This window comes from Streptomyces sp. ISL-98 (genome assembly GCF_018614055.1).
In the GTDB taxonomy this organism is placed as follows: Bacteria; Actinomycetota; Actinomycetes; order Streptomycetales; family Streptomycetaceae; genus Streptomyces; species Streptomyces spiramyceticus.
On record NZ_JAGGPB010000039.1, the window covers coordinates 44,347 to 57,188 of the forward strand.

Annotated in this window: 12 protein-coding genes; 11 read left to right on the forward strand and 1 reads right to left on the reverse strand. The window is 71.6% G+C overall.

All coding sequences use genetic code 11. From position 1 onward, the window contains the following. The 11 genes from J7I98_RS26200 to J7I98_RS26250 are packed head-to-tail and all read left to right on the forward strand — an operon-like array spanning window position 1 to window position 11,717. Complete coding sequence (locus J7I98_RS26200; protein WP_214926663.1) at window positions 1–1,242, forward strand: glycosyltransferase; 1,242 nt, start codon at window positions 1–3, stop codon at window positions 1,240–1,242. After that, window positions 1,239–2,483: a class I SAM-dependent methyltransferase gene (locus J7I98_RS26205; RefSeq protein WP_214926665.1), complete on the forward strand. Its 1,245-nt coding sequence runs from the start codon at window positions 1,239–1,241 to the stop codon at window positions 2,481–2,483. The genes J7I98_RS26200 and J7I98_RS26205 overlap by 4 nt, the downstream gene beginning before the upstream one ends. Beyond that, entirely contained in the window at window positions 2,480–3,274 is a 795-nt protein-coding gene (locus J7I98_RS26210; RefSeq protein ID WP_214926667.1) for a glucose-1-phosphate cytidylyltransferase, read from the forward strand. Before J7I98_RS26205 ends, J7I98_RS26210 begins: the two co-directional genes overlap by 4 nt. Next, complete coding sequence (locus tag J7I98_RS26215; RefSeq protein ID WP_214926669.1) at window positions 3,271–3,918, forward strand: PIG-L deacetylase family protein; 648 nt, start codon at window positions 3,271–3,273, stop codon at window positions 3,916–3,918. Before J7I98_RS26210 ends, J7I98_RS26215 begins: the two co-directional genes overlap by 4 nt. A 3-nt stretch (window positions 3,919–3,921) precedes the next feature. Beyond that, window positions 3,922–4,947, forward strand: coding sequence for an NAD(P)-dependent oxidoreductase (locus J7I98_RS26220; protein ID WP_214926676.1), 1,026 nt, complete (start codon window positions 3,922–3,924; stop codon window positions 4,945–4,947). Beyond that, window positions 4,935–6,218: a DUF4910 domain-containing protein gene (locus tag J7I98_RS26225; RefSeq protein WP_214926678.1), complete on the forward strand. Its 1,284-nt coding sequence runs from the start codon at window positions 4,935–4,937 to the stop codon at window positions 6,216–6,218. Before J7I98_RS26220 ends, J7I98_RS26225 begins: the two co-directional genes overlap by 13 nt. Next, the gene (locus J7I98_RS26230; RefSeq protein WP_214926680.1) at window positions 6,215–7,534 is read left to right on the forward strand and encodes a hypothetical protein; all 1,320 of its coding nucleotides are present in this window, start codon (window positions 6,215–6,217) and stop codon (window positions 7,532–7,534) included. The genes J7I98_RS26225 and J7I98_RS26230 overlap by 4 nt, the downstream gene beginning before the upstream one ends. Continuing rightward, a complete protein-coding gene (locus tag J7I98_RS26235) occupies window positions 7,531–8,514 on the forward strand; it encodes a glycosyltransferase family 2 protein (RefSeq protein WP_214926681.1) in 984 nt (327 codons plus the stop codon). Before J7I98_RS26230 ends, J7I98_RS26235 begins: the two co-directional genes overlap by 4 nt. Next, the gene (locus J7I98_RS26240; protein ID WP_214926687.1) at window positions 8,511–9,797 is read left to right on the forward strand and encodes a polysaccharide pyruvyl transferase family protein; all 1,287 of its coding nucleotides are present in this window, start codon (window positions 8,511–8,513) and stop codon (window positions 9,795–9,797) included. Before J7I98_RS26235 ends, J7I98_RS26240 begins: the two co-directional genes overlap by 4 nt. Next, entirely contained in the window at window positions 9,794–10,345 is a 552-nt protein-coding gene (gene rfbC / locus J7I98_RS26245; protein WP_214926689.1) for a dTDP-4-dehydrorhamnose 3,5-epimerase, read from the forward strand. The genes J7I98_RS26240 and rfbC overlap by 4 nt, the downstream gene beginning before the upstream one ends. A gap of 7 nt (window positions 10,346–10,352) precedes the next feature. Beyond that, a complete protein-coding gene (locus tag J7I98_RS26250; RefSeq protein WP_214926691.1) occupies window positions 10,353–11,717 on the forward strand; it encodes a glutamate-1-semialdehyde 2,1-aminomutase in 1,365 nt (454 codons plus the stop codon). Between the two features lie 12 nt (window positions 11,718–11,729). On the opposite strand, the gene J7I98_RS26255 is transcribed toward J7I98_RS26250, so the two are convergent. Then, window positions 11,730–12,419, reverse strand: a complete 690-nt coding sequence (locus tag J7I98_RS26255) for a phosphatase PAP2 family protein (RefSeq protein WP_214926699.1) — start codon at window positions 12,417–12,419, stop codon at window positions 11,730–11,732. Window positions 12,420–12,842: the final 423 nt, after the last annotated feature.

Below are 12,842 nucleotides of genomic sequence, written 5' to 3' on the forward strand. Positions count from 1 at the left end.
ATGCACGTTCTCGTGGTGCACAACCGCTACGCCTCGGCCCAGCCGAGCGGGGAGAACAAGGTCGTCGACCAGGAGGCGGCGCTGCTGCGCGAGGCCGGCCACCGGGTCGAGGTGTTCGAGCGGCGCAGTGACGACATCGGCGCCCGGTCCCTCCTTGCCAAGGCCGCGCTGCCGCTCCTCGTGCCGTGGAACCCGGCGGTTCGCGCGGAGCTCGCCGACCGGCTCCGGAGCGAGCGGCCGGACGTGGTGCACGTCCACAACGTATTCCCGCTCCTGTCGCCCGCGGTCCTTGCCGCCTGCGCCGACGCCGGCGTACCCGCCGTCGCCACGCTGCACAACTACACCCAAGTCTGCCCGCCCGGCACACTGCAGCGGGACGGCCGGCCGTGCACCGAGTGCGTCGGGAGGGCGCCGCTTCCCGCCGTCCGGCACGGCTGCTACCGGAACTCCCGTCTTGCGACGGTGCCGCTCGCGGTCAGCCTGTCGGTCAACCGGCGCCGGTGGTGGTCCGGCGTGGAGCGGTTCTTCTGTATCTCCGCGGCGCAGCGCGACGTCCTGGTGCAGGCCGGCATGCCGGCCGAACGGCTTGCGGTGAAGCACAACTTCGTGCCCGACCCGGGCGCCGGCCGAGCGGGCGCCGGCGAGCATCTGCTCTATCTCGGCCGGCTCGCGGAGGCCAAGGGCGTACGGCTGCTCATGACGGCGTGGGACGAGATCGCCGCGAGCGGCGGGCTGGGCGTGCCGCTCGTGATCGCCGGCACGGGACCGCTGGAGCGCGAGGTGACCACCTGGGCGGCGGGCAGGGACGACGTGCGCTACGTCGGCCTGTACGACACGGCGGAGTGCCAGAAGGCCATCGCCCGGTCCGTCGCCGTGGTGGCTCCCTCGACCTGGCTGGAGGCGTTCGGCCTGGTGGTCGTGGAGGCGATGGCGGCGGGGGTCCCGACCGTCGCCGCCGGACACGGCGCCTTCGTCGAACTCGTCGAGGACGGGGTGACCGGGCTGCTGCACCGGCCGGGCGAGGCCGCCTCGCTCGCGTCCTGCATACGCCGGATCGCGGCCGAACCGGACCTGGTCCGAGAGATGGGCCGGGCGGCCCGGCGCCGTTACGAGCAGGGGTTCAGCCCGGCCGTCGGCCTCGAGCGCCTGGTGGAGGGGTACCGCACCGCGATCGCGGGGCGGTCAGCAATGACTCGCGGCGGGGACACCCACGCGAGCAGGGGGGATGGGGACAGTAGATGACCAAATGCCGACTCTGCGGCTCGGAAGCGATGGCGAGCGTCGTCGATCTCGGGGCGACGCCACCATGTGAGAGCTTTCTCGCCGCGGACCAACTGGACACGGCGGAGCCGGCGTACCCGTTGCACCTGCGGGTCTGCACCGACTGCTGGCTGGCGCAGATACCGCCGCTGATCACGCCGGAGGAGACGTTCAAGGAGTACGCGTACTTCTCCTCGTACTCGACCTCCTGGGTGGAGCACGCGCGCACGTTCGTCGCGGACGCGGTGCAGCGGGTGGGTCTGGGCACCGACGGCGCCGAGGCCTTCGTGGTCGAAGTCGCAAGCAACGACGGGTACTTGCTGAAGCACGTGGTGGACCGGGGGATCCGCTGTCTCGGCATCGAGCCGTCCGTGAATGTCGGCGCCGCGGCGCGGGACGCGGGTGTGCCCACGCTCACGGAGTTCCTGAGCCCGGACACCGGCTCGGCCGTCCGCGAGGAGCACGGCCCGGCGGACCTGGTCGTGGCCAACAACGTGTACGCGCACATCCCCGACGTGGTCGGGTTCACCCAGGGGCTGCGCGCCCTGGTCGCCGACGACGGCTGGGTCTCCATCGAGGTGCAGCACCTGCTGACCCTGATCGAGGAGAACCAGTACGACACGATCTACCACGAACACTTCCAGTACTACACGGTCGCTTCCGCGATCCGGGCCCTCGCGAGCGGCGGACTCGCGCTCGTGGACGTCGAGTTGCTGCCCACGCACGGCGGCTCCATCCGGCTGTGGGCCCGGCCGGCCGACGTGGCGGGCGAGCCGTCCCAGCGAGTGGCCGACGTGCTTGCCCGGGAGAAGGCCGCCGGGCTGCAGGAGGTTTCCGGGTACACCGAGTTCTCCGCCCGGGTGGCCAAGGTGCGCCGGGACCTCCTGCGGTTCCTCATCGAGGCGGCCGAGCGCGGCGAGACGGTCGTCGGCTACGGCGCCCCTGGCAAGGGCAACACCCTGCTCAACCACTGCGGCATCCGGCCCGACCTGCTCCCGTACACGGTCGACCGCAACCCGTACAAGCACGGCAGGTTCACCCCTGGCACCCGCATCCCGATCCTGCCGCCCGAACAGATAGCCGCCGACAAACCGGACTACGTCCTCATCCTGCCGTGGAACCTGCGGGCCGAGCTGGTCGAGCAGCTGTCGTTCGTGCACGACTGGGGCGGCCGCCTTGTCTTTCCCATCCCGGAACTGAGCATTGTCGAGGTCAAGTCATGAAGGTCGTCCTGTTCTGCGGCGGTTACGGGATGCGGATGCGGAGCGGTGCCGCAGACGACGTGCCCAAGCCGATGGCGATGGTCGGCCCCCGGCCGCTGATCTGGCACGTCATGCGCTACTACGCGCACTTCGGGCACACGGAGTTCATCCTGTGTCTCGGGTACGGGGCGCACCACATCAAGGACTTCTTCCTCAACTACGAGGAGACGACGTCCAACGACTTCGTGCTGCGGGGCGGGCGGACCGAGCTGCTTTCCACCGACATCTCGGACTGGACGATCACGTTCGCGCAGACCGGCATCGAGTCACCGATCGGGGAGCGGCTGCGCCGGGTGCGGCACCACCTGGACGGCGACGAGATGTTCCTCGCCAACTACGCCGACGTGCTCACCGACGCCCCGCTGCCCAAGATGATCGACCGGTTCGCCCGGCGCGACGCCGGTGCGTCGATGATGGTGGTGCCGCCGCAGTCGTCGTTCCACTGTGTGGAGTTGGGCGAGGACGGCCTGGTGGGGGGCATCACCGCGGTGAGCGAGCTGCCGCTGTGGGAGAACGGCGGCTACTTCGTGCTCCGCCAGGAGGTCTTCGATCACATACCGGAGAACGGGGACCTGGTCGCCGACGGATGCGCCCAACTGGCCAAGCAGGGCCGGTTGGTGGCGCACCAGCACCGCGGCTTCTGGAAGCCGACCGACACCGTGAAGGAGCGGGCCGCGCTCGACTCCGCCTACGCCCGGGGCGAGCGCCCCTGGGCCGTGTGGGAACGGGACGGCGCGGGGGTGAGCGCGTGATCCGGCTCGGGGCCGGGCGCCTGGACCGGATCGTCGTGGTGGGCGCGCACTGCGACGACATCGCCATCGGCGCCGGCGGCACGCTGCTGACGATGTGCCTCGCGCATCCGGGCACGCGCGTCGACGCGCTGGTGCTCTCCGGCGGTGGCAGCGAGCGGGAGCAGGAGGAGCGGGCCGCGCTCGCCGCCTTCTGCCCGGGCGCCGAACTGCGCCTGACCGTGGACAAGTTGCCGGACGGCCGGCTGCCGGCGCACTGGGAGGGGGCCAAGGCCGCGGTCGAGGAGCTGCGCGAGCGGACCGAGCCGGATCTGGTCCTCGCACCGCGTACCGATGACGCGCACCAGGATCACCGCGGCCTGGCGAAGCTGATGACCACCGCTTTCCGCGACCACCTCGTGCTCGGCTACGAGATCGTCAAGTGGGACGGCGATCTCGGCCGTATGGGGGCGTACCAGCCGCTGTCGCCGGAGATCGCCGAACGGAAGGTGCGGCTGTTGCAGGAGCACTACCCCTCGCAGCGGCACCGGCCCTGGTACGACCGGGAGGCCTTCCTCGGCCTTGCCCGGATCCGCGGCATCGAATGCCACGAGCGATACGCCGAGGCGTTCGCCGTCACCAAACTCACGCTCAACCTGGGGGATTGAACCTTGCGCGTACTACTGACCGGACACCAGGGCTATCTGGGCACCGTGATGGCCCCGGTCCTCGCGGCCGCCGGGCACGAGGTCGTCGGCCTCGACGCCGGCCTGTTCGCCGACTGCGTCCTCGGCCCGTCGCCCGCCGACCCGCAGGGGCATCGGGTGGACCTGCGCGACGTCACGGCCGAACACGTGGCCGGGGTGGACGCCGTGATCCACCTGGCCGCACTCTCCAATGACCCGCTGGGATCGCTGGCGCCGGACCTCACCTACGACATCAACCACCACGCCTCCGTACGGCTGGCCCGGCTGGCCCGCGACGCCGGAGTGCGGCGCTTCCTGTACGCGTCGACCTGCTCCGTCTACGGCGCCGCCGGCGGCGGCGACCTGGTGAGCGAGGACGCCCCGCTGCGCCCGGTCACGCCGTACGCGGAGTCCAAGGTGCGGGTGGAGGACGACCTGCACGCGCTGGCCGACGGCGACTTCACCCCGGTGTTCATGCGCAACGCCACCGCCTTCGGCTACTCGCCCCGGCTGCGCGCCGACATCGTGCTGAACAACCTGGTGGGCCACGCGCTCCTGTCCGGCGAGGTCCTCGTGCTCTCCGACGGCACCCCCTGGCGCCCGCTGGTGCACGCCGCCGACATCGCCCGGGCCTTCACGGCCGCACTGACCGCGCCGCGCGAAGCGGTGCACGACCGGGCGTTCAACATCGGCAGCGAGACCAACAACGTCACGGTCGCCGAGATCGCCGAGCAGGTCGCCGAGGCGGTGTCCGGCGCGAAGGTGGTGATCACCGGGGAGACCGGTGCCGATCCGCGGTCGTACCGGGTGGACTTCTCCCGGTTCCGCGCCGCGATACCCGGCTTCGACTGCGAGTGGACGGTGAAGCGGGGCGCACTCGAACTCGCCGACGCCTACCGGAAGTTCGGGCTGACCCGGGAGGACTTCGAGCAGCGCTTCACCCGGCTTGCCGTGCTGCGCGAGGCGTCCGACGCCGGCGCCGTCGACGACACCCTGCGGTGGCGCCGATGACCGCTGTCGGTGAGGAGATGCACGCACTGGTGGAGCGGCTGTACCCGCTGTGCCGGAGCATCACCGGCGACGGTGTGCGCGCCACCCTGGAGATCGTCGGCGAGTACGTTCCGCTGCAGGTGCACGAGGTGCCGACCGGGACGCAAGCGCTCGACTGGACGGTGCCGCAGGAGTGGAACATCCGGGACGCGTACATCGCCGACACCACAGGCAACCGGGTCGTCGACTTCGCCGCGTCCAGCCTGCACGTGCTCGGCTACAGCGTGCCGGTGTCGGCGACCATGCCGCTGGCCGAGCTGCGCGCGCACCTGCACACCCTGCCGGACCACCCGAGTTGGGTGCCGTACCGCACCAGCTACTACAAGCCGGAATGGGGGTTCTGCCTGGCCCAGGAGACCCTGGAAGCGCTGCCGGACGGCGAGTACGAGGTGCGCATCGACTCCACACTCGCAGACGGCCACCTCACCTACGCCGAGCACGTGGTCCCCGGGCAGGTCCCCGACGAGGTGATCGTCTCCTGCCACGTCTGCCACCCGTCGCTGGCCAACGACAACCTGGCCGGCATCGCGGTGGCGACGTTCCTGGCCCGGGCGCTGGCACAGGAAACGCCGTACTACACCTACCGGTTCATCTACGCACCCGGCACCATCGGGGCGATCACCTGGCTGGCCCGCAACGCGGAGCGGATCGACCAGGTCAAGCACGGGCTCGTGCTGGCCTGCGCCGGCGACTCGGGTCAACTGACGTACAAGCAGAGCAGACGCGGCGACGCGGAGATCGACCGGGTGATGCGGCACGTGCTTGCCGCCTCCGAACGCCCGCACAGCATCAACGAGTTCACTCCGTACGGCTACGACGAGCGGCAGTTCTGCTCGCCCGGGTTCGACCTCGGCGTGGGCTCGCTCAGCCGGACCCCGTACGCCGGCTACCCCGAGTACCACACCTCGGCGGACAACCCGGACTTCGTCACCCCGGAGGCGATGGCGGACACCCTTGCAGTCTGCCGCGAGGCATTCGCCGTCCTCGACCGCAACCGGCAGTACGTCAACCTCAGCCCCTACGGCGAGCCACAGCTGGGCCGACGAGGGTTGTACGACTCACTCGGCGGCCGCAGCGACGCGAAGCAGGCTCAGATGGCCATGCTCTGGGTGCTCAGCCTCTCCGACGGCGAGCACAGTCTGCTGGACGTCGCCGAGCGGTCCGGGCTGCCGTTCAGCGCCGTCGCCGTCGCGGCCGACGCCCTGCACGGCGCCGGGCTGATCAAGGCATGACGCCCATGACCACCGGGAGGGAGAAGCCGACGCCCTCGGCGGCCGGGGCCAGACACGCCCGGCCGACCGCCAGGCGGGCCATCGTCGGCCGGCTGTCCTGGGGACTGGCCGACCAGGCGGCCTCCAGCATGACCAACTTCGCGGTGGGGATCTACGTCGCACGTTCGCTGGGGCTGGCCGCGTTCGGCGTGTTCAGCCTGGCCTGGGTGACCTACGGCGTAGTGCTCAGCGTCTCCCGCGGGGTGGCCACCGACCCCCTCGTGGTGCGCTTCAGCGGCGGGTCGGACACGTCCTGGCGCGGGGCGGTGGCCCGGTCGTCGGGTACCGCGCTCGGCGTCGGTGCCACCATCGGCGCGGTGTGTCTGGTGGTCGGGCTTGCTGTCGGCGGCCCAGTGGGGCCCGCGTTCGCCTGCCTCGGCGTCATCCTGCCGGGGCTGCTGCTGCAGGACGCCTGGCGGTACGCGTTCTTCGCCGCCGGCACCGGGCGGAAGGCATTCGTCAACGACCTCGTGTGGGGCGTCACGCTCGTCCCGGCCATGGTGGTGGCGGCCCGCGTGGGCAGCGTGGCCGCTTTCGTGCTCGCCTGGGGCGCGTCCGCCGCGGTGGCCGCGGTGTACGGCTGCCTCCAGTCCGGCATCCGGCCCCAGCTGACCGGAGCGCGCGAGTGGATTCGCGAGCACCGCGACCTCGGCTACCGATACCTGGTCGAGAACGTCAGCACCAGCGGCGCGAGCCAGCTGCGGGCGTACGGGCTCGGCGCGATCGTCGGAGTCAGCGCGGTGGGTGTGGTCCGGGGCGCCGAGCTCCTGCTCGGCCCGTTCCTCGCTGTGCTGATGGGGCTGTCGCTGGTCACCGTCGCGGAGGCGGCACGGGTGCTGCGGCAGGCCCCGCACCGCCTCGGCAAGTTCTGCCTCGTGCTGGGCGGCGGGCAGGCCGCCGCCGCGCTGCTCTGGGGCGCGGCGCTGCTGCTGATGCCGGACCGGGCCGGCGAGTTCGTACTCGGCGACGTCTGGCGCGCCGCCTCGGAGCTCATCGTGCCGGCCACGCTCGGCGTCGCGGGCGCCGGCCTCGGCACCGGCGCGGCGGCCGGACTGCGCGCGCTCGCCGCGGCCCGGCGCAGCCTGCGCAGCCAGCTGTTCGCCTCCGCCTGTTACGTCATCGGCGGGCTCGGCGGGGCGGCCGTGGCCGGCACGGTCGGCTCGGCCTGGGGCGTCGCCGCCGCGACGTTGAGCAGCTCGGCCGTGTGGTGGCTGCAGCTGCGGTCCGCCCTGCGCGAGCGCCACCAGAACCCCAACCGCGAAGTGAGGACGCCATGACCGCCCATCCCCGGCTGAGCATCGGCCTGCCCGTCTACAACGGCGAGGAGTACCTGGCCGAGGCGCTCGACGCCCTGCTCGGCCAGACCTACGAGGACTTCGAGCTGGTCATCTCCGACAACGCCTCGACCGACGGGACTCAGGACATCTGCGGCAAGTACGCCGCGCAGGACTCGCGCATCCGGTACATACGACTGCCCCGGAACATCGGCGCCGCACCGAACCACAACTACGTGTTCACCGAGTGCCGCGGCGAGCTGTTCAAGTGGGCCTCGCACGACGACCTGTACGCCCGGGACCTGCTGCGGCGCTGCGTGGAGGCGCTGGACGAGCGGCCCGGCGTGATCCTCGCACACTCCGACCAGGCGGTCATCGACGGCGACGGCCAGGTGAAGGTCCCGTACGCGTACACGCTCGCCACCGACTCGCCCCACGCGCCCGAGCGCTTCCGCAGTCTGCTGTTCGAGCCCGGCGGCGACGACTTCTACGGGGTGATGCGGGCCGACGTGCTGCGCCGGGTGAAGCCGCACGACAGCTACCACCACGCGGACCGCACCTTCGTCGCCGAGATCACCCTGCACGGGCCCTTCCACCAGGTGCCGGAGCTGCTGTACTTCCGCCGCGACCACCCCACCCGCGCCGAGCGGGCGAACCCGAGCAAGCGCTCCCGGTGCGTCAACCTCGACCCACGCCGGGCAGGCCTGCTGCACCCGACGCCCCGGCTGCTCGCCGAGTACCTCTGGGGCTTCGCCTCGGCGATCCGGCGGGCGCCGTTGTCCCCCGCCGACCGGCGCGCGTGCTACCGGCACCTGGCCGCATGGATGACCAGCCGGGTCCGGCCGGGCGCCGGCGAGCGGGTCGAGGACCGCGCCCCGGTCGACCCGGCCCTGCTCAGCGTCTCCGTCGACGCCCTCGTCGCCGGACGTGAAGGTCGTGCAGGTCGTGATGCTCGTGATGCTCGTGAAGGGAGGCAGGCATGACGTCCGGAAGTGAAACCCCGGTGCGCGTCGGGGTGTTCGGACTGCTCGGCTCCGGCAACCTCGGCAACGACGGGTCGCTCGAGGCCGTGCTCGGCTACCTCCGCGCCGACCACCCGGAGGCGCTCGTGGACGCGCTGTGCGGCGGACCCGAGGTCGTCACGTCCCGGTACGGGATTCCCGCGATGCGGCTGCACTGGTACCGCGGGGAGTACCGGACCGCGTCACGGGCGGGCGCGATCGCGGGGAAGGGACTGGGCAAACTCGTCGACGTCGTCCGCACCGCCGCCTGGGTGCGCCGGCACGACGTGGTGATCGTGCCGGGTATGGGCGTCCTTGAGGCCACGCTGCCGCTGCGGCCGTGGGGCTTCCCGTACTCGCTGTTCCTGCTCTGCGCGAGCGGCCGGCTGCTGCGCACCCGGGTTGCGCTTGTCGGTGTCGGCGCCGCCGCGATCGGCAACCGGCCGACCCGGGCCCTGGTGCGCTGGTCGGCACGGCTTGCCGCATACCGGTCGTACCGGGACACCCAATCCCGCGACGCTATGCGGAAGATGGGCGTGGACACGGCGCGCGACGAGGTCTACCCGGACCTCGCCTTCGCCCTGCCGACGCCGCCGGAATGGGGTATCCCCTGCTCGGAGCTTGTCGGAGAGCTTGGGGAAGCGCCCTCGGGTCCGCCGGACGCGCCGGGCCCGGTCTGCGTCGGCGTCATGGACTTCCACGGCGGCAACGACGACCGCGCCCGGGCCGAGCAGATCCACCGGCGCTACCTCGACGGGACGACCCGATTCGTCCGCGCTCTGGTCGAGGACGGCAGGCCGGTCCGGCTGCTCACCGGCGACGCGTGCGATGCGCCGGTGGTGGCCGCGATCCTCGACGCGGTGGACTCGCCGCTGGTCACCGCTGCCGAGGCGGCCTCCCTTGCCGACTTGATGAAGGAGACGGCGGCTGCCGACGCCGTGGTGGCGACCCGGTACCACAACCTGATCTGCGCGCTGAAGGTCGGCACACCGACGCTCGCCCTCAGCTATGCGGCGAAGAGCGACGCGCTCATGGACCGGATGGGCCTCGCCGCGTACTGCCACCCGGCCCGCGAGGTCGACGCCGACCAACTCCTCGAACAGTTCCGGGCGCTGGAGAAGCAATCGGCGGAGCTGCGGCGAACCCTCGCCGAGCGGAACCTGATCGCCACCGGACAACTCGAGTCCCAGTTCACCGCCTTGACCGCGGCCCTGTTCCCGGCGGCCGACCATGCCCGACCCCACGCCCGCCAGGAGGCCCCATGAAAGCGACCGAAGTCCCGGCGATCGCCGGCGCGTACCTGTTCGAGCCGACGCCGTACGCCGACGAGCGCGGCTTCTTCTGCCGCACCTTCGACGCCGACGTGGTCCGCTCGGTGGGCCTCGACCCGAACGCCTTCGTCCAGCACAGCCTGTCCCGCTCGGTGCGAGGCGTGCTGCGCGGCCTGCACCTGCGCTCCGGCGCCGGCGAGGCCAAGCTCGTGCGGTGCTCGTACGGGAGGATCTTCGACGTCGTCGTGGACCTGCGGCCGGACTCGCCGACCTACCGCAACGTGGCCTCCTTCGACCTGTCCGACGAGACGCAGGTGACCCTGTACATCCCGGCGGGGTGCGCGCACGGTTTCCAAGCGCTGACCGAGACCGCAGACATCTCCTATCAGATCGACCGCCCGCACAATCCGGCCGAAGACGTGACGATCGCCTTCGACGACCCGGAACTCGCCATCCCCTGGCCACTGCCGGCCATATCGATGTCCAAGCGGGACCGGGAGGCGCCGAGCCTCGCCGAGGCCCTGAAGCAGAAAGAGAGCTGAAGTCAGCGTGGACACCGAAGAGTTCCTCCTGCCCCGGTCGCGGAAGGCGAACGAGCGGCTGCACGCCATGATCCCCGGGGGCGCGCACACGTACGCCAAGGGCGACGACCAGTACCCCGAGAACCTGGCCCCGGTCATCAGCCACGGCCGCGGTGCCCACGTGTGGGACATCGACGGCAACCGCTACATCGAGTACGGGTCCGGACTGCGCTCGGTCAGCCTCGGCCACGCCCACCCACGCGTGCTCGAGGCGGTGCGGCGGGAACTCGACCGCGGCAGCAACTTCGTCCGGCCTTCCATCGTGGAGGTCGAGGCCGCGGAACGCTTCCTGGCCACGGTGCCGACCGCCGAGATGGTGAAGTTCGCGAAGAACGGCTCCGATGCCACCACCGCCGCGGTGCGCCTCGCCCGCGCCGTCACGGGGCGCCCGCGGGTGGCCATCTGCGGCGACCATCCGTTCTTCTCCGTCGACGACTGGTTCATCGGTACGACGCCGATGTCCGCCGGCATTCCGGCGGCCACCACCGAGCTCACCGTGGCGTTCCCGTACGGGGACTTGGCCGCCACGGAGGAACTGCTCACCCGGTATCAGGACGAGATCGCCTGCCTGATCCTCGAACCCGCCGGGCACGCCGAGCCTTCCCCTAGCTCTCAACTTCGTTCGAGCAGGGGAGACCCCACTCCCGGGTACCTCGCGGGCCTCCGCGAACTGGCCGACCGGCACGGCTGCGTACTGATCTTCGACGAGATGATCACCGGCTTCCGATGGTCCGAGGCGGGCGCCCAGGGCCTGTACGGCGTCGTCCCCGATCTCTCCACGTTCGGCAAGGCGCTGGGCAACGGGTTCGCCGTCTCCGCGCTGGCCGGGCGCCGCGACCTGATGGAACGGGGCGGGCTGCGTCACTCCGGCGACCGGGTGTTCCTGCTGTCCACCACGCACGGTGCGGAGACCCACTCCCTGGCAGCCGCGATGGCCGTGCAGACCACCTATGTCGAGGAGGGCATCACCGCGCAACTGCACGCCCTCGGCGAGCGACTGGCCGCCGGTGTCCGCGCAGCCGCGGCCGGCATGGGCGTCGGCGATCACGTCGTCGTCCGGGGCCGGGCCAGCAACCTGGTCTTCGCCACCCTCGACGAGAACCGGCAGCCGTCGCAGCAGTACCGCACCCTGTTCCTGCGCCGGCTCCTCGCGGGCGGAGTGCTGGCCCCGTCGTTCGTGGTGAGCAGCGCGCACGACGACGCCGACATCGACCGCACCGTCGACGTGGTGGCCCAGGCATGTGCGGTGTACCGGAAGGCACTGGACGCCGCCGACCCCACCCCCTGGCTGGCCGGGCGGCCGGTGAAGCCCGTGTTCCGCCGCCTGGCGTGACGTGATGCGTCGTCAGCGGGCCTCCCGCCGACCGGCGTCGGCCATCCGGTCGCCCCGCCGGTCGGCAGTCCAGTCGACCAGCCACGCGGTCGCCGGTACCACCGCCAGCGCGGTGCACCAGCCGCCGAGGGCGTCGGTCGGGTAATGCGCGCCCAGGGCGACCTGCGCCCAGCCCATGGCGGCACCGGCAACCAACGCCGCGGCGAGCACGAGTAACGCGCCGGCCGTCCTGCCGAGGCCGAGCCGGCCGGTCGCGAGCAGCGCCACGATGAGGGCGAGCGCGGTGAGGAAGGCTGTGTGCCCGCTCGGATAGGACAGGTTGCCGTCGCCGTGGATGGTGCGTCCCACCAGGCGCTTGAGCAGCGTCGCCGTGGCCACGGTCATGCCGACACCGAGAACGACGAGCGCCGCCGCGACAGGACGCCGAAGCAGCAGGCAGCCCGTCACGGCGGCCACGACCAGCATCGCCGCTCCGGCGGGCTCCCCCAAGAAGTCCGTGGCCAGAGCGACGTACCGCCACGGCGGCCGCACACTGTCCGCCGTCGGCTGGATGATCCACCTGTCCACCCTGCCGGGCTGGCTGTGGCCGGCATACAGGACCCCGAGCACGACGACCACCAGCGCGGCGAGGGCCGCGATCAGCCCGAGCCCCACGCGCAGCGACGGGGGCAGCACCGTGGGCGCCGGCCGGCAGCCGGTCACACGCCCACCGCGTCCGGTCGGCCTGCGGCAGTGCCCTTGTTGTCTGCCGTACGCAGCGTCGGGCGTTGCGGGATTACCCGCTGCCGCCCGCCGACATGGCCGGGATCGTCAGCCTGTACGGGCTGCGCGGCTGGACCGAGCAAGATGACAAACCCGTCGAGCACGAACTGGGCTGGGCCGACTTCCAGCTCCGCTCCGGCCAGGCGATCCAACGCGAGCCCCCCGTCGTGTCCGACCCACCCTCGAGCGACCATAGCTGCCCCGCGGACACCCGCTCCTGGCCTGTACGACTCCGCAGGAGCCGTAAGCCTGTGCAGCCCCGAACTCGCCAGCCTGGCCATCGCCTTGGCCAAGGGAATCGGGATCAGCCTCTACTTGTCACCCTAACCAACAATCCGGTGCTCTCACACTGCCCCTATGACG